The sequence below is a fragment of the Beduini sp. genome (assembly GCF_047239305.1).
Taxonomy (GTDB): domain Bacteria; phylum Bacillota_I; class Bacilli_A; order Erysipelotrichales; family Coprobacillaceae; genus Beduini.
Map to the genome: position 1 here is coordinate 325,662 of NZ_JBKTEM010000003.1, position 22,953 is coordinate 348,614.

General features: G+C 37.3%; 36 protein-coding genes and 1 other annotated feature. Of the genes, 29 read left to right on the top strand and 7 right to left on the bottom strand.

Translation table 11 applies throughout. The features are described 5' to 3' along the window. Positions 1-30: 30 nt before the first annotated feature. The 16 genes from ACLRVU_RS07920 (at position 31) to obgE (ending at position 9,867) form a co-directional block, all read left to right on the top strand. A complete protein-coding gene (locus tag ACLRVU_RS07920) occupies positions 31-177 on the top strand; it encodes a hypothetical protein (protein WP_412096951.1) in 147 nt (48 codons plus the stop codon). A 114-nt stretch (positions 178-291) separates the two neighbouring features. After that, positions 292-450, top strand: coding sequence for a hypothetical protein (locus tag ACLRVU_RS07925; protein ID WP_412096952.1), 159 nt, complete (start codon positions 292-294; stop codon positions 448-450). A 68-nt stretch (positions 451-518) separates the two neighbouring features. Then, positions 519-905, top strand: a complete 387-nt coding sequence (locus ACLRVU_RS07930) for an SPOR domain-containing protein (protein WP_412891440.1) — start codon at positions 519-521, stop codon at positions 903-905. Next, positions 902-1,576 carry a RadC family protein gene (gene radC, locus ACLRVU_RS07935; RefSeq protein ID WP_412891441.1) on the top strand — a complete coding sequence of 225 codons (675 nt, stop codon included), beginning with the start codon at positions 902-904 and terminating at the stop codon, positions 1,574-1,576. The genes ACLRVU_RS07930 and radC overlap by 4 nt, the downstream gene beginning before the upstream one ends. A 94-nt stretch (positions 1,577-1,670) precedes the next feature. Beyond that, positions 1,671-2,468 carry a ChbG/HpnK family deacetylase gene (locus ACLRVU_RS07940; protein WP_412891442.1) on the top strand — a complete coding sequence of 266 codons (798 nt, stop codon included), beginning with the start codon at positions 1,671-1,673 and terminating at the stop codon, positions 2,466-2,468. 126 nt (positions 2,469-2,594) lie between these two features. Next, positions 2,595-3,446, top strand: a complete 852-nt coding sequence (gene mreC, locus ACLRVU_RS07945; protein WP_412891443.1) for a rod shape-determining protein MreC — start codon at positions 2,595-2,597, stop codon at positions 3,444-3,446. After that, on the top strand, positions 3,439-3,957 hold the full coding sequence (locus tag ACLRVU_RS07950; protein WP_412891444.1) for a hypothetical protein: 519 nt from the start codon (positions 3,439-3,441) through the stop codon (positions 3,955-3,957). The genes mreC and ACLRVU_RS07950 overlap by 8 nt, the downstream gene beginning before the upstream one ends. Beyond that, entirely contained in the window at positions 3,954-4,538 is a 585-nt protein-coding gene (locus tag ACLRVU_RS07955; protein ID WP_412891445.1) for a hypothetical protein, read from the top strand. The genes ACLRVU_RS07950 and ACLRVU_RS07955 overlap by 4 nt, the downstream gene beginning before the upstream one ends. 5 nt (positions 4,539-4,543) lie before the next feature. After that, on the top strand, positions 4,544-5,329 hold the full coding sequence (gene minD / locus ACLRVU_RS07960) for a septum site-determining protein MinD (RefSeq protein WP_147553429.1): 786 nt from the start codon (positions 4,544-4,546) through the stop codon (positions 5,327-5,329). Continuing rightward, complete coding sequence (locus ACLRVU_RS07965) at positions 5,322-6,224, top strand: hypothetical protein (protein WP_412891446.1); 903 nt, start codon at positions 5,322-5,324, stop codon at positions 6,222-6,224. Before minD ends, ACLRVU_RS07965 begins: the two co-directional genes overlap by 8 nt. Continuing rightward, a complete protein-coding gene (locus ACLRVU_RS07970; RefSeq protein ID WP_412891447.1) occupies positions 6,211-6,789 on the top strand; it encodes a hypothetical protein in 579 nt (192 codons plus the stop codon). Before ACLRVU_RS07965 ends, ACLRVU_RS07970 begins: the two co-directional genes overlap by 14 nt. Then, entirely contained in the window at positions 6,764-7,465 is a 702-nt protein-coding gene (locus ACLRVU_RS07975) for a site-2 protease family protein (RefSeq protein WP_412891448.1), read from the top strand. Before ACLRVU_RS07970 ends, ACLRVU_RS07975 begins: the two co-directional genes overlap by 26 nt. Positions 7,466-7,514: 49 nt before the next feature. Then, positions 7,515-7,583: a sequence feature (ribosomal protein L21 leader region), on the top strand. 19 nt (positions 7,584-7,602) lie between these two features. Beyond that, the gene (gene rplU, locus ACLRVU_RS07980) at positions 7,603-7,911 is read left to right on the top strand and encodes a 50S ribosomal protein L21 (protein ID WP_412891449.1); all 309 of its coding nucleotides are present in this window, start codon (positions 7,603-7,605) and stop codon (positions 7,909-7,911) included. Between the two features lie 2 nt (positions 7,912-7,913). Further along, positions 7,914-8,228 carry a ribosomal-processing cysteine protease Prp gene (locus ACLRVU_RS07985; RefSeq protein ID WP_412891450.1) on the top strand — a complete coding sequence of 105 codons (315 nt, stop codon included), beginning with the start codon at positions 7,914-7,916 and terminating at the stop codon, positions 8,226-8,228. Positions 8,229-8,231: 3 nt separating this feature from the next. After that, a complete protein-coding gene (gene rpmA, locus ACLRVU_RS07990) occupies positions 8,232-8,516 on the top strand; it encodes a 50S ribosomal protein L27 (protein ID WP_041138634.1) in 285 nt (94 codons plus the stop codon). Between the two features lie 61 nt (positions 8,517-8,577). Beyond that, positions 8,578-9,867 carry a GTPase ObgE gene (gene obgE, locus ACLRVU_RS07995; RefSeq protein WP_412891451.1) on the top strand — a complete coding sequence of 430 codons (1,290 nt, stop codon included), beginning with the start codon at positions 8,578-8,580 and terminating at the stop codon, positions 9,865-9,867. Between the two features lie 159 nt (positions 9,868-10,026). Here obgE and ACLRVU_RS08000 read toward each other — a convergent pair whose 3' ends face one another. The 5 genes from ACLRVU_RS08000 to ACLRVU_RS08020 form a co-directional block, all read right to left on the bottom strand. After that, entirely contained in the window at positions 10,027-10,434 is a 408-nt protein-coding gene (locus tag ACLRVU_RS08000) for a VOC family protein (RefSeq protein WP_412891452.1), read from the bottom strand. Between the two features lie 47 nt (positions 10,435-10,481). Further along, on the bottom strand, positions 10,482-11,150 hold the full coding sequence (locus ACLRVU_RS08005) for a helix-turn-helix domain-containing protein (RefSeq protein ID WP_412891453.1): 669 nt from the start codon (positions 11,148-11,150) through the stop codon (positions 10,482-10,484). A 285-nt stretch (positions 11,151-11,435) separates the two neighbouring features. Next, on the bottom strand, positions 11,436-11,681 hold the full coding sequence (locus ACLRVU_RS08010) for a zinc ribbon domain-containing protein (protein ID WP_147553420.1): 246 nt from the start codon (positions 11,679-11,681) through the stop codon (positions 11,436-11,438). Between the two features lie 53 nt (positions 11,682-11,734). Next, entirely contained in the window at positions 11,735-12,631 is an 897-nt protein-coding gene (locus ACLRVU_RS08015) for a helix-turn-helix transcriptional regulator (protein WP_412891454.1), read from the bottom strand. 39 nt (positions 12,632-12,670) lie between these two features. Continuing rightward, positions 12,671-13,393 carry an XRE family transcriptional regulator gene (locus ACLRVU_RS08020; RefSeq protein WP_412891455.1) on the bottom strand — a complete coding sequence of 241 codons (723 nt, stop codon included), beginning with the start codon at positions 13,391-13,393 and terminating at the stop codon, positions 12,671-12,673. Between the two features lie 192 nt (positions 13,394-13,585). On the opposite strand from ACLRVU_RS08020, the gene ACLRVU_RS08025 reads away from it, so the two are divergent. Further along, positions 13,586-13,741 (top strand): hypothetical protein, encoded by a 156-nt coding sequence (locus ACLRVU_RS08025; protein ID WP_412096955.1) that lies wholly within the window; start codon positions 13,586-13,588, stop codon positions 13,739-13,741. A gap of 98 nt (positions 13,742-13,839) precedes the next feature. On the opposite strand, the gene def is transcribed toward ACLRVU_RS08025, so the two are convergent. Together def and ACLRVU_RS08035 are read right to left on the bottom strand one after the other, a co-directional pair. Continuing rightward, complete coding sequence (gene def, locus ACLRVU_RS08030) at positions 13,840-14,400, bottom strand: peptide deformylase (protein WP_412891503.1); 561 nt, start codon at positions 14,398-14,400, stop codon at positions 13,840-13,842. Positions 14,401-14,461: 61 nt separating this feature from the next. Then, a complete protein-coding gene (locus tag ACLRVU_RS08035; protein ID WP_412891456.1) occupies positions 14,462-14,668 on the bottom strand; it encodes a hypothetical protein in 207 nt (68 codons plus the stop codon). Positions 14,669-14,782: 114 nt separating this feature from the next. On the opposite strand from ACLRVU_RS08035, the gene ACLRVU_RS08040 reads away from it, so the two are divergent. The 12 genes from ACLRVU_RS08040 (at position 14,783) to pyrF (ending at position 22,951) form a co-directional block, all read left to right on the top strand. Beyond that, on the top strand, positions 14,783-15,049 hold the full coding sequence (locus ACLRVU_RS08040; protein ID WP_412891457.1) for a UPF0223 family protein: 267 nt from the start codon (positions 14,783-14,785) through the stop codon (positions 15,047-15,049). After that, positions 15,046-16,254: an FtsW/RodA/SpoVE family cell cycle protein gene (locus ACLRVU_RS08045; RefSeq protein WP_412891458.1), complete on the top strand. Its 1,209-nt coding sequence runs from the start codon at positions 15,046-15,048 to the stop codon at positions 16,252-16,254. The genes ACLRVU_RS08040 and ACLRVU_RS08045 overlap by 4 nt, the downstream gene beginning before the upstream one ends. Positions 16,255-16,287: 33 nt before the next feature. After that, complete coding sequence (ylbD, locus tag ACLRVU_RS08050; protein ID WP_147553414.1) at positions 16,288-16,617, top strand: spore coat protein YlbD; 330 nt, start codon at positions 16,288-16,290, stop codon at positions 16,615-16,617. Further along, positions 16,614-16,823, top strand: coding sequence for a YlbE-like family protein (locus tag ACLRVU_RS08055; RefSeq protein WP_197066534.1), 210 nt, complete (start codon positions 16,614-16,616; stop codon positions 16,821-16,823). Before ylbD ends, ACLRVU_RS08055 begins: the two co-directional genes overlap by 4 nt. 8 nt (positions 16,824-16,831) lie before the next feature. After that, a complete protein-coding gene (locus ACLRVU_RS08060) occupies positions 16,832-17,194 on the top strand; it encodes a YlbF family regulator (protein ID WP_412891459.1) in 363 nt (120 codons plus the stop codon). Then, entirely contained in the window at positions 17,185-17,739 is a 555-nt protein-coding gene (rsmD, locus tag ACLRVU_RS08065; protein ID WP_412891460.1) for a 16S rRNA (guanine(966)-N(2))-methyltransferase RsmD, read from the top strand. Before ACLRVU_RS08060 ends, rsmD begins: the two co-directional genes overlap by 10 nt. A 3-nt stretch (positions 17,740-17,742) precedes the next feature. Next, complete coding sequence (gene coaD, locus ACLRVU_RS08070) at positions 17,743-18,231, top strand: pantetheine-phosphate adenylyltransferase (RefSeq protein ID WP_412891461.1); 489 nt, start codon at positions 17,743-17,745, stop codon at positions 18,229-18,231. Positions 18,232-18,429: 198 nt separating this feature from the next. Further along, positions 18,430-19,305, top strand: a complete 876-nt coding sequence (locus ACLRVU_RS08075; protein WP_412891462.1) for an aspartate carbamoyltransferase catalytic subunit — start codon at positions 18,430-18,432, stop codon at positions 19,303-19,305. Next, positions 19,298-20,569, top strand: a complete 1,272-nt coding sequence (locus ACLRVU_RS08080) for a dihydroorotase (RefSeq protein ID WP_412891463.1) — start codon at positions 19,298-19,300, stop codon at positions 20,567-20,569. The genes ACLRVU_RS08075 and ACLRVU_RS08080 overlap by 8 nt, the downstream gene beginning before the upstream one ends. Positions 20,570-20,579: 10 nt before the next feature. After that, positions 20,580-21,335: a dihydroorotate dehydrogenase electron transfer subunit gene (locus ACLRVU_RS08085; RefSeq protein ID WP_412891464.1), complete on the top strand. Its 756-nt coding sequence runs from the start codon at positions 20,580-20,582 to the stop codon at positions 21,333-21,335. Continuing rightward, complete coding sequence (locus tag ACLRVU_RS08090; protein ID WP_412891465.1) at positions 21,328-22,248, top strand: dihydroorotate dehydrogenase; 921 nt, start codon at positions 21,328-21,330, stop codon at positions 22,246-22,248. The genes ACLRVU_RS08085 and ACLRVU_RS08090 overlap by 8 nt, the downstream gene beginning before the upstream one ends. Continuing rightward, positions 22,241-22,951: an orotidine-5'-phosphate decarboxylase gene (pyrF, locus tag ACLRVU_RS08095; protein ID WP_412891466.1), complete on the top strand. Its 711-nt coding sequence runs from the start codon at positions 22,241-22,243 to the stop codon at positions 22,949-22,951. Before ACLRVU_RS08090 ends, pyrF begins: the two co-directional genes overlap by 8 nt. The last annotated feature ends 2 nt before the right edge of the window (positions 22,952-22,953 follow it).

Here is a 22,953-nt window from a genome sequence, read left to right on the forward strand (position 1 = left end):
AGTAAAAGTGGGGAAGGGAAGGAGGAAAACATGAAAGAGTTAAACCAACAAGAGATGCAGGAAGCAAGCGGAGGATTTTTTGAAATTTTTGCGGTATTAGCCTGCAGTTACCTATTTTATCAGTATATGTGTGAACGTGGTTATTTCCAAGCTCAGGATTTTGGGAGATGGCTTTGATGAAAGAGTTAAAGAAAGAAGAGCTATCCGCTTTGAATGGGGGAGCAAGCAATATCTTTTTTGAAACAATTTGGCTGATATTAAAACGTTGTGTTTATTATAGGGGGTGAAACAATGAATGAATTATCAATGAAGGATATGGAAGCGATTGATGGGGGGAGTTTTTTAACCTGTATTTTGTATATTGCGATTGGTGGGGCGATCTATAAGATTATCACCTCTAATGCCGGACGTCTTTCAATTCCCAATATTATTTCTATTGAGTGGCGTTAAGTAATTTATGCCTTTTACTTTGCATATTCCCTTTTTTCTATTCATAGATTATAGGGGAGGAATAAAAGATGATTAAAAAAAGAAGATTCGTCGTATTAATGGCAGCAGTTCTTACCGTTGTTTTTGGCAGTTTGTATGTTGTGGCTTGTAAGCAGTTAGTTAAACAGTATAATCAAACCTTTTATGTTGTACAAGTAGGAGCGTTCTCTACGCAGGAAAATGCCGATGAAATGGTCGCTAAGCTGCAAAGCAACGGACATACACCCTACACTTATAATAAGGATGGGCTGATCTATGTGTTGAGCTGTTTATCTACTGATGAACAGGAAATAACAAACGAGATGCAGTCTCTTAGCTCGCAGCAGATTTCAAATGTGAAAAGAGATTACACATATACAGGCAGTGCGCCATTATCTGTAGATACTATGCTAGCCTTTTTAGGGGGCAATGGGTGATTATCAGAGAAATGGCAAACAGTGACCGCCCACGTGAAAAAGCCTTGCATTTTGGAATAGAATCGCTTTCTCACGTAGAGCTGCTGGCTTTGCTGATCCGCTGTGGAACTAAAGAAGAATCTGCCTTGATGCTCTCTCAGCGGATCATTAATGAAGCAGGCGGATTCAATCAGCTTGTTGGGATCAGTTTAGCTGAACTCATCGCCATTAAAGGCATTAAACAGGCAAAGGCTTTGGAAATTTTAGGCTGCATTGAGCTTGCGAAACGACTGCAGCAGATTAAATTCACTGAAAATGCGACAGTGCAAACAGCACGGGAAGTCTATGAATATATAGGCGCTAAATTAAAATTTGAACAGCAGGAAAAATTTTATGCACTATTTTTAAATACAAAGAATCAGATCATTAAAGAAAAACTGCTTTTCATCGGAACCTTGAATATGAGCATCGTTCATCCCCGTGATGTTTTTAAAGAAGCGGTTTTAAGCAATTGTGCCGCAGTGATCTGTGTACATAATCATCCAAGTGGAAACCCAGCTCCTTCAAAAGAAGATATTATAATGACAAAAAAATTAGTTGAGATCGGTGAAATGATGGCAATTCCGATTTTAGATCATATTATTATCGGTCAGGAAAACTATTACAGTTTAAAGGCAAATCATTTAATCTGACAATTCTGCCAAGTCGGATGTGGCAGTTTAATGTATTGAGTTCCAGTGAAAATGAATGCTACCATTATAATAGATAGAAAGTGAGGGAAAAAGGATGAAATTAATTATTCAATCAGATGACTATGGAATTACCGAAGCCGTAGCCTGCGGTATTGTCAAAGGAATCAAAGAAGGAGTTATTAAATGTACAGGAATGTTTACAAATATGCCTTCTTCAAAAAAAGCAGCAGAGATGATCAAAGAATGCCCTGACGTATGTTTAGGTATCGACATCAATCTTGTTGCCGGAAAACCATGTGCTGATCCTAGTAAAGTACCATCATTAATCAAAGAAAACGGTTATTTCTACACTTCACGTGAAAGAAGAGCAATGGATGAAAAATGTGAAGATCATGATCATTTAAGTGCCCATTTAGATGAAGTGATGATTGAAGCGGAAGCACAGATCGAGAAATTTATTGAATTAAACGGTAAACTACCGGAATATTTGCACGGACATGCTTATTCATCTCCTACAGTTTTTAAAATGCAGGATGCAATGATGGAAAAATATGGGGTAGGAACAAGCCGCGGATTTATGGAATGCAACCAAATAAATCGTGGGAGCAGCAGCTGGTATACAGTTCCTTTTGGACTTGAAGATCAGATTAAAACAGATACCAAGGATTTCATTATCCATGATAAAATGGAGATCTTAAACAGTGAGTATGCAGCAATTATTTCACATTGTGGTTATGTGGATGCCCCATTATTTGATGTATCTTCATTCACCGTCATTCGTACAAAAGATTTGGCAGCAATGCTAAGTGATGAAGTGAAGCAATGGATCAAAGAGAATCAAATTGAATTGATTACCTATCGTGATCTGCCTCATCATCCGTTAAAAAAATAATAGTTTAGGGAGCAGTGATTCTTGCTGCTTCTTTTTATTTTGCTAAAATAAGTAAATTATAAAAAATATTTTATTTTAGAGGGACTATGGTATAATATAGAATTGAATGAATGAGAGGTACGGACGATGAGAGAAAGAAAGAAAGCAATACAAAAAAAGATACTATGGGCAATCGTTATTGGGATTATGACGTTGTCGTTTGTGGGGCTGTTTTTTGGCAGAAAGAATACAGCTTTTGAACAGGTACTTAAAGAGACGTTCCAATCTATAGAATACTATTGTATTAAACGTCCATTGCAATTCTTTTCTGACTTAAAGGATGAGTATGTCTCAATGCGTAATGTTTATGAAGAAAATGAGCGCTTACGTGCTGCCTTGGATGACTATGCCGCAGTTTCCGGACAAAATGAAATTCTGACAAAAGAAAATCAAGATTTAAAAGATTTATCGGGGATTGAAAATTTGCCGACAGATTTCAAAGCGAAGAATGCATCGGTTATTTCCCGTGATGTCGAAAGCTGGAATAATAAATTAATGATCAGTGTCGGGTCTCAAAATGGAATTGAAGAGGGACTGGTGGTGATGAGCAGCAGCGGAATGATCGGAAAGATCACATCTGTCAGCGAATTGACGTCTACTGTTACTTTACTGACTTCGGAAAACAATACGTCTCAGGTGCCGATTATGATTAAAAAGAAAGATTCCGACGAATATGCCTACGGCATGCTGAAGGAATATGATGTGGAAAAGAAATGTTTTGTCATCGATATGATCGAACAGATTGAGGTAGAGGTCGGAACAGAAATCTTTACTTCCGGCTTAGGCGGAATTTCTCCGAGAGGAATTTTAATTGGCTATGTCGAAAGCTATTTAGTCCCTGAAGATCAAATCCTACCAAAGATTTATGCAGCCCCTTCAAGCAGTTTTAATGATTTAAACTATGTAACTGTTCTGCAAAGGAGTGATGTAGGTGAATAATAAGCATTTACCCCGTATATTTCTTCTTTGGCTGGCATTTATGATGGATAGTGTACTGAGTTTCTTTCTTCCTTTTGATTTCACAAAATCAAGTCCGATGCTGATTAGCTGCATGGGGCTGATGATGTTTACTTTAATTAATAACGAATTAAAAGATGAAGAATATCTGCCTTATGCGGTCATTGCCGGCGGATACTATTCTATTTTATATGCCGATTCTTTGTTTATTTACATTCTGATTTATTGTGTTATTGCCTATTTTGGGCGCAAATATATGAAATATTCTTCTTATTCTTTCATAGAATCATATATTTTTATTTTTTCGACAATAATCTTTCAGGAGGTTGTGATATATATAATGATGATCATATCACAGGTAACCAAACTGGGCGTATTGAAATATCTGACTTTACGATTATTGCCGACTCTGGTATTAAATTCGATCCTGTTTGTTTTCGTGTTTTATGGTTATAAATGGATATCACGAAAATTTCAGGAGAAGAGCGTATGAATGTAAAAATTAAGGGAATCAATGATTATTTATATTTTGAACTTAATGAACAAGTTCAGTTTAACTGCATATTAGAAGACTTAAAAAGCATTTTGGATTCTTTGCCGAAAACGACACACGGCTATTTTCCGAAGGCTTTTTTTGATTTAAAGAGCCGAATCTTATCGAATAAGGAAATGTGCTGTCTGATTGACATGCTTTATGGCAGTCAAAAAGTGCTGTTTGGCGGTATTAAGGAGCAGCTTGAAGGACGTACGATGAAATTAGTTGAAAAAGATATTTATAATGGAGAAGTAGTAGAAGTCAATAATCAGGATTTATTAGTCATCGGCAATGTTCATGTTGGGGGAATTGTACGTGGAAACAAAAACATTTATATCATTGGCAAAGTAGAAGGGGCTGTGGAAGCATTGGCAAAAGAATCAACAATCAACCTTTCTAGTGCTAATCATGCAAGAATCAGCATTTTTAATCGATTATGGCAAGATGTGACAATCTTCACTTTATCATTATTCTATTATAAAAATGATCAAATCCATATGTTAGATCAACAATACATAAACAAAAACAGTAGGGGGTAAAAAATATGGCTAAGACAATAGTAGTAACTTCAGGAAAAGGTGGTGTCGGGAAAAGCAGCGTAAGTGTCAATCTAGCCTACGCATTAAGTGAGCATAATTATAAAGTCTGTCTGATCGATGCTGACTTTGGTTTAAAGAACCTGGATGTGATGCTGGGTCTGGAAAACAGAACATTGTATGATATGCAGGATGTGATAGATGGAAAATGCACCATTGAACAGGCTTTGGTAAAGGATAAGCGCTATAAATCCTTATCTTTACTGCCGGCATGTAAATCACTGCAATTTGATGACATCAACAGTGATCATATGAAAAATATCATTAATGTCATAAAAAAAGATTTTGACTATATTATTATTGATAGTCCGGCTGGAGTTGAAAAAGGATTCAACTATGCCATCTCGCTTGTTCAGGAAGCGATTTTAGTAGTCAATTTAGATATTGCCAGTCTGCGTGATGCGGATCGTGTAGTAGGCTTATTGATGAAAGAAGGCGTTCATAATATTTCAATGGTCATCAACAAAGTCAATCAGGAGGATATCGACAAACAGCGTTCGCTCAATATCGATGATGCCAAAGAAATCTTGTCTTTACCTATTTTAGGTATTGTGTTTGAAGATCATTTGATGATCGAGGCAAATAATAAAGGAGTTCCGCTGTTTATGAATAAACAATCGGATATTCATCGTTGCTTTATGAATATTGTAGGAAGAATAGAAGGAAAAAGCATTCCATTTGCCACACTCAAAAAGCAGACTTTCTTAAAGAAACTATTCAAGATACATGCATAAATATAATCAGTATGTTTATTTACTGATTAATGGTGCTTTGCTTTTTCTCTTATTATGTGTTGGGTATTTATTGAGTCCGCTCTTTACAACGCTTTTTTCTACTTTGTTTAAAGTATTAAGCCCCTTTGTTTTCGGCTTTATCTTAGCGTCCCTGATTTATCCGGTGATCGCTCATATTCAGTCCAAAGTATTAAAGATGCTTGTGATATTACTTATCTATTTAGGATTGGTATTTGCCTTTGTCACTTGTATCCTGGTGACATTACCACATCTGATCAATGATTTTTATCGCTTCTTAGCATTCTTCCATATTGATCTATTTAAGATGAACAAGCAGGTTTTTACATCCTTGCAGCTGTCATCGCAAGTTTTAATGGGCATCATGAATGCCGCTGTTATTAGTTTATTCTATTTATTTGATGAGGGAATGGTAGCGAAAATCTATTACCGCATTCCTCATCATAATAAATTATTAAGCCGTTATTATGATTTTATTGAATATTTCTATGCCCTTGTTCTTCATATTCTTATTCGGCTGGGGCTGGTTTTATTACTCATGCTCGCGATTAAGCAGCCCTATGCCTTAATTATCAGCTTGTTAGGGATTGTTTCCTTAGTGCCAATCGTGGGCAATATTATTTTTTATGGAATCATGGTCTTATGTTTAGTGTATAATCCGATCATTTTAATTCCGTTATTGCTGTTGGTGCTTTTTGATCTGTATTTTTATCGTACACATCGTTATAATCTCTTAAAAATGTTGGTGATTTTTATCGCATTAAGGATCATTAATATATATTTGGTCGTATTTACTTTACCTGTCTATTTTATGGTGATAGAAACAAAGAAATCATCATATATTATAGCAGGGGAGGAAGACCATGAACGACGTTGATTATATTAAACACAGAATGAAAGCCAGAAAAGTTCGGCGATTGAATGACAATCATTTCAAGCATTTTTACAATTACATGGTCAAAGTAATGATAGCGATCATGATCGGTATTGGGGTTATGACCTATTTCAAAGTTTGGCCGGAGCAAACCGTCATTAAAAAATTTATTATGGAAGATTTAAACGTGAATGCATTAGTACAAAATATCTCTGCTTACTTCAGTCCATTTTTTGGGAAGAAAGATGAAGCGGTGCCTGTTGCCAATGTGACAGAATATCAGCTGATCGATAAGAATTATTATAAAAGCGGAAGTAATCAGGTATCTATTCTTTGCGAAGGAACAGTTATTTATAAAGGACATCAGGATATTTTAAAAGATTACGTCATTATTCAGGGAATCAATGGATTAAAGATTACGTATGGATGTATCAATGATTCAAATCTTAATTTATATGATTATGTACATGCCGGAGATACGATTGGTGTTTACGATAAGCAGTTTATTATGATCTTTGAATATGATAATAAGGAAATTACTTATGAAGAAGCTAAGCAGATGCTTTAAGGTCCATCCAATTACTTTTATTTATTTTTTGATTGCCTTGCAAGTGGGATATTTTAAAAACTATTTAATTATCTTTTCGATCGTTTTGTTCCATGAAATGTGTCATCTGCTGATGGCATATTTTTTTAACTTTAAGTTAGGGAAGATGACACTGCTGCCTTTTGGTGCCTATTTGGAAATTATGTATTACGGGAACTACCATGTATTAAAAGAACTGATCGTCAGTATCATGGGTCCGTTAAGTCATATCATTATTTGGGCAGCTTTACTTTATTTAAGACCCCATTTGGGTGCGGGGACATTTCATTATGCAATGCAGTTTAACTTTCTGATGCTGCTTTTTAACCTGCTTCCGTTGTATCCGCTGGATGGCAGCAAGGTGGTCTTGATCGGACTGTCCTTTATTTTTCCTTATAAGCTTACTTTATATTTAACCGGAATTTTATCTGTCCTGTGTTTAATTTTGTTATGTGGGTATTATATAGGGGTGGAAGTTCTTTTGATTTATGCCTATCTTTGGTTGCAGCAGATCCTTTATTTTAGGCGAATCGGTGAAATCTACACACAGCTGTTAATGCTGCGCAATCAGTTTGTTCACTATAAACACATTAAATGGAATAAGGGCTATTCGATTTATCGCCCATATTTCAATATTTATTTAAAAAAAGAAGAATAAAAGATTGAAAATCAAATCATTTTATGCTAACATATGAAATGTTGTAGACCTCTAGCTACAACCGCACATATAAGGTATTAAAGCTTAGCTGCCTTTGTTGGCGAGTCTTAGAGAAAATTATAGGAGGTGCGAAATTAATGTACGCAGTAATTGAAACAGGTGGAAAACAATTAAAAGTTGAAGCTGGACAAGCAATCTTTGTAGAAAAATTAGATGTTAATGAAGGTGACGTTTATACTTTTGATAAAGTATTATTCGTTGGTGGAGATGACACAAAAGTGGGTGCTCCTTATGTTGATGGGGCTACAGTTCAAGCTAAAGTAGAAAAACACGGAAAAGATAAGAAAGTGATTGTCTACAAATATCAACCTAAAAAACATTACCACAAAAAACAAGGTCATCGTCAACCTTATACTAAATTAATCATTGAAGCTATAAATGCTTAATCATGATTAAAATCATTGTTGAAAAAAAAGAAGATAAAATAAGTCGACTGACTGTTACAGGTCATGCTTTATTTGCGAATCGCGGAAAAGATATCGTTTGTGCCGGTGTAAGTACCGTTATAATCGGGGGAATTAATGCAATCAGTGAATTTGGTTTGATTGACTATTGTGAATACACAGTAGAAGAGGGATATGTCGACATGTTAATAAAGGATTGTTTACACACAGAATTGCAAGTGATACTAGAGACACTTCATATTCAGCTGAAAACAATCGAGGAAAGTTACTTTGATTATATATCTATCCAGGAGGTGTAACGCATGTTATTAAAATTAGATTTACAGTTATTCGCTTCTAAAAAGGGAGTTGGGTCAACTAAGAATGGTCGTGACTCTGAATCAAAAAGATTAGGAGCTAAATTAGCAGATGGACAAACTTGTACAGCTGGGTCTATCATTTATAGACAAAGAGGTACTAAAATTCATCCGGGTACAAATGTAGGTAAAGGTGGAGATGACACTTTATTTGCAAAAGTAGACGGTGTGGTTAAATTTGAAAGATTAGGTAAAAAGAAAACTAAAGTTTCAGTATATCCAGTTGCTTAATTAAAATCCCAAAAAGGGATTTTTTTGTTAAAAGTGTGAATAATGAAATTGAGGTGAAATCATGCAATTTATTGACAAAGCAAAAATATATGTAGAAGCCGGAAGCGGCGGAGATGGTGTTGTTGCCTTTAGACGTGAAGCCCATGTACCAAGAGGCGGACCTGCCGGCGGCGACGGCGGACGTGGAGGAAGCATTATCTTTGAAGCGACGACTTCTTTATCGACATTGTTGGATATCCGCTTTAAGCGTGAATACCGTGCTCGCAGCGGAGCTAACGGGATGGCTAAGAAAATGGCAGGTGCCAGCGGTCAGGATATGATTGTAAAAGTACCGGTCGGAACAATGCTGATTAACGAAGATACAGGAATGACTATTGCCGACTTAACGACAGATAAACAGCGCGTTGTCTTAGCTAAAGGCGGACGTGGCGGACGTGGAAATGCTCGTTTTGCAACGAGTCGTAACCCAGCTCCCACAATTTGTGAACGCGGTGAGCCGGGAGAATCCTTTAATGTGATCTGTGAATTAAAGCTGTTAGCGGATGTGGGACTGGTTGGATTCCCGTCTGTAGGAAAATCAACTTTATTATCTGTTGTATCTCGTGCCAGACCGGAAATAGCGGATTACCATTTTACGACCATCGTGCCTAATTTAGGTGTGGTTCAGGCAAAAGACGGACGTTCTTTTGTAATGGCGGATTTGCCGGGCTTGATCGAGGGTGCCAGTCAGGGAAAAGGACTAGGACACCAGTTCTTGCGCCATATTGAAAGATGTCGTGTCATCGTACACGTGATTGATATGGGGGCAAGTGAAGGACGTGATCCGGTTGAAGATTATCGTATTATTAATGAAGAATTAGCAGAATATAAATATCGTTTATTAGAACGCCCTCAAATCATTATTGCCAATAAGATGGATATTGAAGGGGCTAAGGAAAACCTAGAACGATTTAAAAAAGAAGTAGGAGAAGATGTTGAGATCTTCCCGATAAGTGCGATTACCCATGATGGACTGGACCTGCCAATCTATCGTATTGCGGACTTGTTGGCACAAACACCGGAATTTCCTATGGACGAAGAAGAAATCCAAGAAAAGAGTGTTTTATATACATTTGAAGGAGACTCTGCACCAGAATTCAATATCCATAATTTAGGTAACGGAATCTGGGAAGTCACTGGAGAAAAGATAGAAAAAATTGCAGCAATGACCAGCTTCGTATCGGATGACTCATTTAAGCGTTTTGCTTTAAAAATGCGTAATCTAGGGTTAGATGAAGCTTTGCGTATAGCAGGTGCTGAAAATGGTGATACGATACGCATCTTAGATTTTGAATTTGATTGGATGGATTAAGAGGAAGCAATTCCTCTTTTTTTATTTCTATTTAAACAGTATTGAAAGAGCAATAAGGTCTCTATCTAACTGCTCATTTCTTAAAATAAAAACGCAAACTGCAAATCACATATTATATTCTGTGTATTCGCTTTGCGTTTTTTATATATTCAATTATTCTTAAATACCGCTGGCATCATTCAATTCAAACAGATTGCCTTCGGGATCTCTGAAATATGTACAGCGCATTCCCCAATCTTCAATAAATTGCGGTTCTCCTAGAAAAGGAACACCGGCAGCTTTTAGACGCTGATAATCTCCATCTAAATCAAGTGTAGGGATAATAGCAGCGACAGTGTCGGGCTGATTGGTTGTTTCCGGTTGAGTATACCCCTGAAACATAGACATTGCTTCCCCGGAAAAAATAGCGAAGCAAGGCGGTGTATCACTGCTTACGGCAAAAGAAGTATAAGGTCCGTTTCGATCTCCCCATACAGGAATCAAACCTATTTTCTCTGTGTAAAAATCATAGCATTCTCCATAGTTTTTTCTTACTAAAATACGGATAGTAGTTTCATTAAATTTCATCTTTATTTATCTCTCTTTCTGTATGTTTTACATCTTCTATTATAGAATTAATACTTCGCTATTTCATTGTAAAAATCGGACATATGCAAGCGATATTCTTGCGGAGTAATGCCACAGACAATCTTAAAATCCTTAACAAAATGAGAGACATCATAGTATTCTAGTTTTTCACATACAAAAGCTAATGTGTGGGTTGTTTCATTCAGCATAGTTATCGACTTATTTATACGGACTAATCGTGAAAAAGCTTTTATGCTCATCCCTAAATATAAATTAAATAGTCGATTTAAATGACGGGTACTATAAAAAGAACGGTTGGAAATTTCAGAAGCAGTGATGCTGCCTTGGGCTTGAATGATGAGGTTGATGGCAAGGGTAAGCTCTTTTGGATATAATAGCTGAATGCTGGATATCAGTTTTCTTTCTATTTCGGTTAATAAAAGGTCAGCGTCTGAAGCAGCAGTCAGGGTATTTCGTAAAGACTGATCCAATGCTGCATCGACGGATGAAAAGGGGAGTATGTTATCGGTGAGGTCTTTTTGATTGATTTTGCTGAAAGGAAAGAAGCCTGCCGGCTGAAATTCAATGATGAAGATCATATCACAAGTGCTAGCTATATCTCCAACCTTTTGCGGCTTTGTAGTGGGACCAAATAATGGGCTCTGAAGACCTCCGGTATTATAGAAAAGAACCAGTGTAACACTGCCATGAGGCATGATGGTATACGCATCGGAGATCATTTTTTATTGGGAAAGGTAATCGTAAAATTAGAGATGAGATTTCTCAGGGACTCATCAGGTAATACATAGGCGAAATCTTTTCCGCATGAAAGAATTTGTCTGTTGTGTGTAAGGGTATTTAAACTGCTTTTCTTGATCATAATAGGTTACCTTCCTTGTGTGAGTGATGTCTGCTTATAGAATAACACGAACACTAAAATTTTTATATAAATTTATTTATTATAAAAAAAGATCTATCTTGCGATAAATCTCTCATTTAGATTATTGAGTTTTCCATCTTTTTAAATGTGGGAAGAATTCCTGCATCATTTTTCTGGCTTCTTCAGGTTTCATCTCTTCCATCATCGGAACACAAAATTCAATCATTTCCTCCATTGTGCATTCTTGGGTAAATTTTCCCTCCTGATAACAGTATTTACAGTAGTCTTGATTTAAACTTCCATCCTCATTTGTTCCTAATACTTCATTTGTAAGCGGCATTCCACAGCTTTGGCAAAATTTTTCCATTGTCTTGCTCTCCTTTCATTTACAAGCTCATTATACAATGGATAACCTGACAACTAGCTGTCATATTTATGTTGAATATCTTCGATTATTTTTAATAAACCTTCTTTGATCTCCAAGGGAGCAAGAACAGTGACCTGACTGCCAAAAGATAAAAGGTAGCTGTAGACCCATTGCTTATCTTCCAAGTCAACTTCTATGATCATGCTGCCATCTTCCAGTGGCTGAACGTTGCTGTATTCATCACGCACTCGAAAAGCCGCTTCCTGTTCAAATTTTAGTGTCAGATGAATTTTCTCTGTGTTTGTCTGCTGATGCTCTTGGGGCAGGGCATCTTGATGATCTGTTTCAAAGTGTTTTTTGGTACTGACTAAATCTTCCATCCGATTCAATTTAAAGTAACGATAGTCTTCACGCATATGACAATAAGCATATAAATACCAATCCTGATATTTAAAGATCAGACGGATCGGTTCTACTGTCCGATGACTTTTTTCGCCATTATTATTGTAGTAAGTGAAAGTCATCATTTTTTTAGAAAGAATCGCTTCTTTTAGCTGATTGAAAAAATTATTGCCCTGCTGATTGCTCCAGCTGTTGAAGTCAACCTCGATCCAGGTACTTTGCTCCTGCTGGAAAAAGTGGCTGAGTTTATCCATGATTTGCTTGGAAGCAGAATTATCTAAACGGCGAATACATTCGATCGCTGTCAATATTTCACTTTGCTCTTCTTTGGAGAAATAAGCCTTATTTAAAATAAAATTATCTAACAGACCGATGCCTCCGCCTTTTCCCTGCATGGTATAAACGGGAATCCCCGCCATGTTTAATGTATCAATATCACGGTAAATGGTGCGTGTAGAGACTTCAAAATGTTCTGAGAGTTCAACTGCTGTCACATTCTTTTTGTTTAATAAGATATAAACGATTTCAAATAATCGACTGATATGCATAGAATCACCTCTTTTCTATTCTAACATAAAAGTCATCAGCTAGGCTAATGACTTATCATAAGAACCGATAACTTTTCCCACACAGGTAATATCCATCGTCGGCTTAAATAGGATATCCGGATAATCGGGATTATGAGAAATCAGTTTCTTTTTCCCTAATTCTTTTACGAATGCTTCTCCGTCAATGATGAATAACCCTTTTTCTCCTAAATTAATTTGATCCTGTTTTTTAATTAATAAAATTTCGCCATCATAATAAGTAGGCTCCATACTATGTCCGTTAACTCCTATGGCAAAATCAGCGGAACAATTTTCATCAACCAAGATGCTTTCACTAGGAATTCCTTCAAATACATATTCGCCGCTTCCACAGCTGGCAAGACGCGGATAGCAGTCGATATAGCGCTGTGGGATCGAAATAACCGGATCAATGATCGGTGGTACATCTGTTGTGAGACGTGACATTTCTTTGTCTAAGATGAAATCAATCATTTCCTGACCGGCTTTTTCGATCTTTCGATACTTTTGAATGAGTACCTGCTCGGCAATAGTAAGCTGCAGCGATTCAAAATGGCTTTCACAAAAGTAGTTTGCATCCACTTCTAAAATCCAACATAGCTTTTCAATCATATCGAGATCAGGTTTGCTTAATCCTTTTTCCCAGTTGCTGACAGTTGTATTTTTTATATCAAGCATTCGTGCCAATTCGGATTGCTTCAACTGTTTATTTTTTCGGGCACTTTTAAGTTTATCTCCAAACATCGTGTCACTTCCTATCTATTAGCATTATACCATGATTGATGTATTTTTCAACATAATATTCCATGTTAAATGTAATATTATGTTTAAATCCATTGACAATGGATAAAATATGGATTATTATGTAAATAGTTCAAGATAAATGTAATTAAATATATAAATACAATATAAATGGAATTAAAGGAGAGATGGATTATGTTGAGTGAAGCACAGCAGTTATTGTTATTTGTTATCGTTGGGGTGGTATTGGTACCTTTATTTTTGTCAGTTGTTAACTGGCGCAATGTGAAATATTTAATTCGCGGACAGGTGATGGTGATTGCCCGCAATGTTTATTTTAGATTAAGATAACAGAATGAAAATAAAAAACGGTACTTGTAATGGAGTGAATCTTCCTCGTCGCTTATTCAACGTTGGGATTCATGATCTGATGAGTACCGTTTTTTTGTTTATTCAATTTCCATTGCGTTTGGCTGTGCCATGAATGGATGATCTTTATTTATGTAGTCATAAAAAAGCTTTCCGTCAAAATGATCCAGTTCATGCTGATACACGATCGCATTATACCCTCTGGCTACAATAGTGACGTCTTGTTTTGTCAGCTCATCATAACCTTTAATAGTGACTTTTGCATGGCGATGAACATAGCCTTCATGTTCGTTGAGTACAGAGAGGCATCCTTCACCGGCTTTTAAATAAGCCATTTTCGGTGTATAAGAAACAATTTTAGGATTAATTAAGGCATAGGCTTCTTTTTTAATGACGTTTCCATCTTCATCATAATCCTGAATCAAGATAGCACACATTCTTTTAAGCACACCTAATTGAACAGCAGCAATGCCAACTCCGGGTCGTAATCCATATTTTTCAGCAATTTCATCATCTTGCGAATTTTCTAAGTATTCATACATAGATAAAACTAAGTCGTGATCTTCTTTTGATAAAGGAAGAGGGACTTCTTGAGATTTCTGTCTTAGAAGTTCGTGTGAATCATCTAAGATGTCTTTCATTGTTAACACATTTATCACCCCTTCCCCATTTTAACAAATAAAAACTGCTAAGGGAAGACCCTTAGCAGATTTTAGTACAACCACAGATGATTAATAATAAGAAAACAACAAGGACGATTGCAAACCAGCTACTACCTCCGCCGAATCCGCCGCATCCACCGCCGAATCCTCCACATCCGCCACCGCATCCGCAAGACATAGGGTAGAATGAGCAAGGATTGCAGTAGCTTTGGCATCCACAACCAGTGTAATTATATCCACAGTTCATATTGTTCCCTCCTTTCATCATATCATATTCGCAATCCAATAAAATGTTTGGATATTAGCCCAAATTACTTTATTCAATTTATATTTTGTAGTAAAATAAAAACGGGTGATTAAAATGGACTATGAATATCCTTTTGAGAATGACTGGTCAATGGAGGAAATTGTGACAGTCATCTCTTTTTATAACTGTATTGAAAAAGCTTATGAAGAAGGCATTGCACGCGATGAACTTATGGATGGGTATCGTGAATTTAAGAAAGTGGTGGATTCTAAAGCACTGGAAAAACAACTGGATCAGCGGTTTAAAGAAGCTTCAAGCTATTCTATTTATGAAACGATGAAGCAGGCAAAAGAAAATGATTATATAAGGATGAAGCTATGAAGCGCTATAAATCGCAGGATCGTTTAATCTTTTTAGCGATTACTGTACTTTCTATTTTGGGGATTGTGATGGTCGGATCGGCTTCGATCGGGGCTGCGACGACAAACGGAAGTACCTGGGCAATAACCAATATCGTTAAACAGTTGGTTTTTTGTTTAGTCGGTTTGTTTTTGATGATTGTTATATCCCGTTTATACAACAGTGCGATTATTAATCGCCGTACTTGGATAATTGTCTATGTGATCATGATCGGCTTGCTTTTATCCTGCTTGCTTTGGACAGCAGAAAAAGGGACACAGGCGTGGATTCGTGGGTTACCTTTTGGACTGACTCTGCAGCCATCGGAATTTTCAAAGATTGTTTTGGTTATGATTCTAGCGTATCTGTTAGTGGATATGCCCAAAAAGTATCGTTTGAAGCATCCTACGACTTATCGTAGTTTGCAAAGTTATGAAAATGCTTTGAAAATGCGGCGCATTCACTGCATTTATAAGCCGCTGTTTGTTGTATTGGTCGCTATTGCGGTTATCGCTTTAATACAGAACGACACCGGAACAGCAGTTATTACTTTAGCGATCTGTCTTGCCAGCTTCTTTGTGGCAAAGGAACGGATTTATATAAAGGTACAGAATTTGATGCTGATCGGTGTGGCCGTCGTTATTGTCACGCTGCCGCTTTGGTATAACTTTATTATTAAAGGATATATGGCGACACGTTTTCAAACTTGGCTGAATCCCTTGTCGGATGTGACGAATACTTCTCAGCAGGTGGCTAATGCTTTGATTGCCATTACTAATGGTGGAATCTTTGGGGTTGGCTTAGGAAATTCAACACAGAAATTCGGGTACATTCCCGAAGCACACAACGACTTTATTTCAAGTATTATATTAGAAGAATTAGGATTGATTGGCTTGGCCCTGATCCTGATTCCTTATATCATCATTATTTATCGCTTATTAAAATATGCAAAATATGCCAGTGATCCTAAAACAACGATTGTTTTAACCGGAATAGCCTCTTATTTTTTCTTGCACCTGTTTATCAATCTTGGCGGGGTTTCAGGGTTGATTCCAATGACAGGAGTGCCGCTGCTGTTTGTTTCTTCCGGGGGATCCAGCACAATGGCAGCCTTTGTTGCTATCGGGGTAGCACAAGCTTTAATATCAAAAGAAAATAAAATTGCCGAAATGAAGTCACAATCTTAAGCTTCCTGAATATATTAGATTAGGTGATAGAATATGGCGAATCTTGATGAATTCAAACAGTTCGTAAGAACAATACCAGGAATCAGGAACGAAGTACTGGATGGGCATTATACCTGGCAGCAGCTTTATGAAATTTATACAATTTATGGTGAAAAAGATAAAGTATTTGAACGTTATGTCAATGAAACAAAAGAAAAAGATCAGTCATTAGACTTGTCAAAGTTAATGTTTATCTTAAAGAATATTGATTTGGATGCAGTAAGCAGAAGCTTGGATGGGGTACAGAAAATACTGAATATCGTCGTAAAAATGAACGATAAAGGATCGGATGAAGACTCTTTCTATAAGGATCGTCGTTTATGAGACATGCGTTATTTTATGAATTAATGCAAAATAATGCTTATATGGCGTATATTCGTACACATCCTAAATGGTATAAGCTGCTTTATCGTCATCCGGAGATGATGAAAGAATTTATAGAAGAATATAAAATTGAAAACAAACTGACTTTTACTGATAAAATCGATAAAATGAGTTTGCTTTTACAAATGGTTGAAATGATGATGTAGGAGAATGTATGGAAGAAATGCTGGACGAATTGATCGAAGCAATATGCAGCGATCCAACTTATTCTAACTTTAAAGAATGTGAAAAAAAATTACCGCAGGAAGAATTACTGCTTATAGAATACCGTCGGGTACTTGATGAATATCAGCAGATGAAGCAATATGCGCAGTATGTCGATATCTCATCTACGAAAGAGAAGCTGAAAACGGTGCAGAAAGCAATGAATGAATCTAAAATCATTCAGGACTATTATGCTGCCTATCATCAGCTTAACGACTTCTTGTCAGATTTGACAGGGATAATCTTTCAAGATTTATCAGAAGATTTATCCACTTCTCCCTATCAGATGAAGCAGGTGAAATCATGCGGGTAATTGCCGGAAAATACAAAAGCCGTAGTTTGCAGACGATCCAGTCTTCTTCAACACGGCCTACAACGGATAAAAATAAAGAGAATTTATACAATATTATCGGTCCGTATTTTAACGGCGGAAACTGTTTAGATCTATTTGCCGGATCGGGGGGACTGGGAATAGAGGCCTTGTCACGAGGAATGGAGTGTCTTTACAGTGTCGATAATAATTATCGTGCGTACACGATTATTAAAAAGAATATTGAAGCCTTAAAGATGAGTGAGGAAACACATGTCTTAAAAAGTGATTATCGCAAGGCAGTCGATAAATTAAGTAAGGAAGCCATCACTTTTGATTTGGTGCTGCTTGATCCGCCATATGGGAAAAAGATCATTCAGCCTTTATTAATAAAATTACAGGAATTAAAATTACTAAATGAAGGATGCATCGTAGTGTGTGAAGACTTGAAGGAAGAAGAATTTGAGGAAACCTATCTTTCTTTAAGAAGAATCAAGCAAGTGAGTTATGGGATCACTGCTTTACATATCTACCAATTTGAGGAATAGACGATGAGAAAACATACAATTGGGGTTTATGCCGGGACATTTGATCCGGTGACAAACGGACATATTGATATTATTGAAAGAGCGAGCCGCCTTTATGATCAGCTTTATGTGACCATTTTTGAAAACAGCGCAAAAAATAAACTGTTTACATTAGAAGAAAGGTTGTCCTTTTTACGTGGAGCAACAAAAGATTTGGATAACGTGATTGTCGATTACAGTGATTTATTAGCCGTGGAATACGCTAAAAATGTAGGTGCGACGGTTTTAGTCAGAGGATTAAGAGCGACAACTGATTTTGAATATGAATTGCAGATGGCTTTTACGAATCAGTTTTTGGATGAATCCATTGAGATGGTATTTTTAATGACCAAGTCACAGCAGTCTTTTATTTCGTCATCATCAGTAAAAGAAATTGCCTCTTTACAGCATGATGTCAGTGAGTTGGTTCCTCCTTGTGTTAATGTTGCCTTGAAGGAAAAATATAAACGCTAAGCAACCGAAATAACGGTTGTTTTTTTATTCCATGAAATAAATCATAGATTATGTTGAAAAAGCAAGTAATTTTTGATAAAATTAATTGGGTAAAGAAACCCCGTTAAAGAAGTGGGTATAATAAAATAGAACAATCGATCTGTTTGATACCTGCTGAAGGTATTTTTTTTGTATAAAATGAGACAAAGGAGAGAGACGATGAAAAATATTGTAAATTTAGAGTATTTAACCAATGAAGAAATTTATGAAATATTAGATGAGGCAGACGCCTTTGCTAAAGGTAAAAAAGTAGACTATCATGGGAGTAAGTGTATCGCTTATCTTTTTTTTGAACCTTCAACCAGAACGCATTACAGTTTTGAAAAAGCAGCACTGAATTTAAACTGTAAAACACAGAACCTGGATATCCAGAATTCAAGTGTTCTCAAAGGAGAATCTCTCTATGATACGGTTCGATTCTTCGAGTCTATCGGAAGTGATGCGGTCGTGATTCGTCATCCGGAAAATGATTATTACAAGCAGCTGATTGGGAAAATTAATATTCCGATTTTAAGCGGTGGTGATGGAACCGGTCAGCATCCAAGCCAATCATTATTGGATCTTTTGACCATTCGTCAGGAATTCGGGAGCTTTGAAGGCTTAAAAGTAGTCATTGTAGGCGATGTTCAGCACAGTCGTGTCGCTCATACCAACTTTAAGATCATGGAACGATTAGGGATGAGTGTTTATACATCAGGACCTCTTGAATATAAAGAAGATGGTATGAATTATGTGAACTTTGATGAAATTATTCCGCAAGTCGATGTCGTGATGCTGCTAAGGGTACAGCATGAACGTCATACATCAAATATGAGTCTAAGCAAAGAAGAATACCATCAGCAATATGGCTTAAATCGCCAAAGAGTCGATACTATGAAAGAAAATGCGATCATCATGCATCCAGCTCCATTCAATCGTAATGTTGAAATCGCAGATGATATCGTCGAGTGTAAAAAGGCAAGAATATTTAAACAAATGGAAAACGGGGTCTATGTGAGAATGGCATTGATCAATCAGGTACTGAAAGATGAATAAGATATTATTTAAAAACGGGCTGGTGTATTATCATCAAAAACTATCTTCGCTAGATGTTTTAGTTGAGGGGGATACGATTAAAGCGATTGAAGAAAAGATCGATGAAAAGGATGCTCAGGTCATTGATTTGAAAGGAAAGCTGCTGACTCATTCCTTTATTGATATTCATGTTCATTTAAGAGAACCGGGATTCGAATATAAAGAAACCGTAGCAACCGGATCAAAAAGTGCATTGTATGGAGGATACAGCCATATTGTAGCGATGGCAAATACCCTTCCTTGCATGGATAATGAAGAGACGATTGAACGATTTGAAAAGATTGTCGCTAAAGATGCTTGTGTACATACCTATACGTATTCGGCAATCACAAAGGGGTTAGCTGGCAAGGAATTGGTAAACATGGAAGATAATCTGCGTCATCAGATTGTGGCAGGATTCTCAGATGACGGTAAAGGTGTACAAAGTGATGCGATGATGAAAGCGGCGATGACCAAAGCAAAAGCATTGGATTCTATTATTGTGGCACATTGTGAAGATGAAAGTGAATTAAAGCCGGGGGGATGTATCCATGAAGGCAATTATGCGAAGGAGCATGAACTAATAGGCATTAATAATGAGAGTGAATTTAAGCAGGTAGCACGTGATTTAGATATTGTCAGAACAGTTCATAACCGATATCATGTCTGTCATGTGTCCACACATCAAACTGTCGACTTATTAAGAAAAGCCAAGGCAGAGGGATTGCCTGTCAGCGGTGAAGTCAGTCCGCATCATTTGGTATTAACCGATGAGAATATTAAAAACTGTGATCCAAATTATAAGATGAATCCGCCGCTTCGTTCTAAAGAAGATCGTGAAGCTTTAATAAAAGGATTGAATGATGGGACATTATCTGTCATTGCGACAGACCATGCTCCTCATAGTGAAGAAGAAAAAGAAAGACATATTTCTAAAGCACCATTTGGCATTATTGGACTTCAGCATTGTTTCCCGCTGATTTATACTTATGTAGTTAAAACAGGAGAAACAACATTGGAAACGGTACTGGAAGCAATGAGCGCCGCTCCGGCAAAAGTGCTGAAGATGCCTGTTGAATTCGAAGTTGGAAGCAAGGCAGATTTGTGTGTCTTTGACTTAGAAGAAAAATTTATTATTAAAAAAGAAGATATTGTATCAAAAGCAAGCAATACCCCATTTATCGGATATCCATGTTATGGTAAAATAAAATATAATATGATCGAAGGAAAACTAACAGAATTTTAGGAGGAAGAAAATGGAAAAGCAAGGACTGATGACGATCGTTTCCAATACGCCACTTGCAAAAGATGTGTATGAAATGGTTCTTGAAGGTGACGTGGCTAAAAGCATTAGCGCGCCGGGACAATTCATCAACATCAAATTGGATGATGGACAAACGACATATTTAAGAAGACCGATGTCAATTCATGACTACGATGAAACTCATATTACACTGGCTTATAAAGTCGTCGGTGTAGGAACGACAAAAATGAAAGCGATGCAGCCAGGGGAACAGTTAGATGTTTTAGTAGGACTGGGAAATGGCTTTACTTTAGAACCAATTAAAAAAGCCTTGATTATAGGGGGCGGGGTAGGGGTTCCGCCGATGTATAACCTAGCTAAAAAGCTTGCTGCGCAAGGAACTGAAGTGACAACAGTACTCGGATTCAACAGTGCCTGCGATGTTTTTTATGAAGATAAATTCAAGGCTTTGGGAACAACCTATGTTGCTACGATGGATGGAAGCTATGGTGCTTTGGGAAATGTTGTGGATGTGATCAAAAAAGAAGGATTAACCTATGACCGCTACTATGCGTGTGGACCTGAAAAAATGTTGGATGCGCTTGTTTTATTTGATGATGTTAACGGGTATCTGTCATTTGAAGCCCGCATGGGATGTGGCTTTGGAGCGTGCATGGGATGCTCTTGTAAAGTCAAAACAGCGCCTTACAAACGTATTTGTGTAGAAGGACCTGTCTTAAAATCAAGTGAGGTGATGATCAATGAATAGATTAGCAATTCAATTACCGGGATTAAATCTTGAAAATCCAATTATTCCGGCTAGCGGAACGTATGGCTTTGGCTACGAATTCTCTCAGTTCTATGATATTAACTGTTTAGGGAGTATCATGATCAAGGGGACAACGATCGAACCTCGCTTCGGCAACCCATTGCCGCGAATTGCAGAAGGACGTGCAGGGATGCTGAATGCGATCGGACTGCAAAATCCCGGGGTTGACAAGGTAATGAGTGAAGAATTAGAAAAACTGCGTTTAGTGTATCATCATAAGGTGATTGCCAATGTTGCCGGCAGCAGCATGGAAGATTATGTTGCCTGTGCTGCAAAGATTTCAACACATGATATGGTGGGGGCATTGGAATTGAATATCTCTTGTCCGAATGTCAAAGCCGGCGGAATCCAGTTTGGGACAGATCCGCAAATGGCAGCTGATCTCACTAAAGCAGTCAAAGCCGTGTCAAAAGTGCCGGTTTATGTTAAGCTGTCACCCAATGTAACGGATATCGTCGCCATGGCAAAAGCGGTCGAAGCGGCTGGAGCTGATGGGATTACAATGATCAATACATTGATTGGAATGCGCTTTGATTTAAGAACCGGAAAGCCAATCATCGCTAACAAAACAGGTGGCTATTCCGGACCGGCGATCTTCCCTGTTGCATTGAAAATGATTTATCAGGTCTATCAGGCAGTGAAAATTCCTATTATTGGAATGGGCGGTGTCAGTGAGGCATGTGATGTGATTGAAATGATGAGTGCAGGAGCAAGTGCGGTCGCTGTCGGAAGTGCTAATTTAGTCGATCCATATGCATGTAAGAAAATTATTGATGAATTACCTGCCTTGATGGATGAATTAAATATTAAAGATTTAAAAGATATTATTGGAAGGAGCCATCAATATGACTGATAGCAAAGTAATTATTGCGTTGGATTTTAAAAGCAAACAGGAAGTTATTGATTTCTTGGATCGATTTAAAGATGAAAAACTTTATGTGAAAGTAGGAATGGAGCTGTTTTATGGACAGGGAATCGAAATGATCGAAGAAATAGTAAGACGCGGTCATTCTATCTTTTTAGATTTAAAGCTTCATGATATTCCTAATACAGTGAAAAGTGCGATGCGCCAATTATCAGCATTAGGTGTGGATATGGTCAATGTTCATGCCTCTGGTTCAATAGAGATGATGAAAGCCGCCATTGAAGGACTAAACGAAGGAGCACAAGGAAAAACGAGACCGTTATGCATTGCGGTGACATGCTTAACTTCTTTGGATCAAGCTGTACTGGATAATGAATTGATGATTCATGAGCCATTGGAAAAAGTAGTGCTGAAATGGGCTGAGAATGCAAAAGCGGCAGGATTGGATGGTATCGTTTGTTCACCACTGGAATCAAAAATAGTCCATGAACAATTAGGTGTGGATTTTATCACGGTCACTCCGGGAATTCGTTTGGCAAGTGACAGCGTGGATGATCAAAAACGTGTGACAACACCGAAATTAGCGCGCGAGCTGACTTCAAGCTATATTGTAGTAGGGCGTACGATTACAGGAGCAAGTGATCCTGCAGCGACGTATAAAGAAGTATTGGATCAATTTCAAGGAGCATAGTC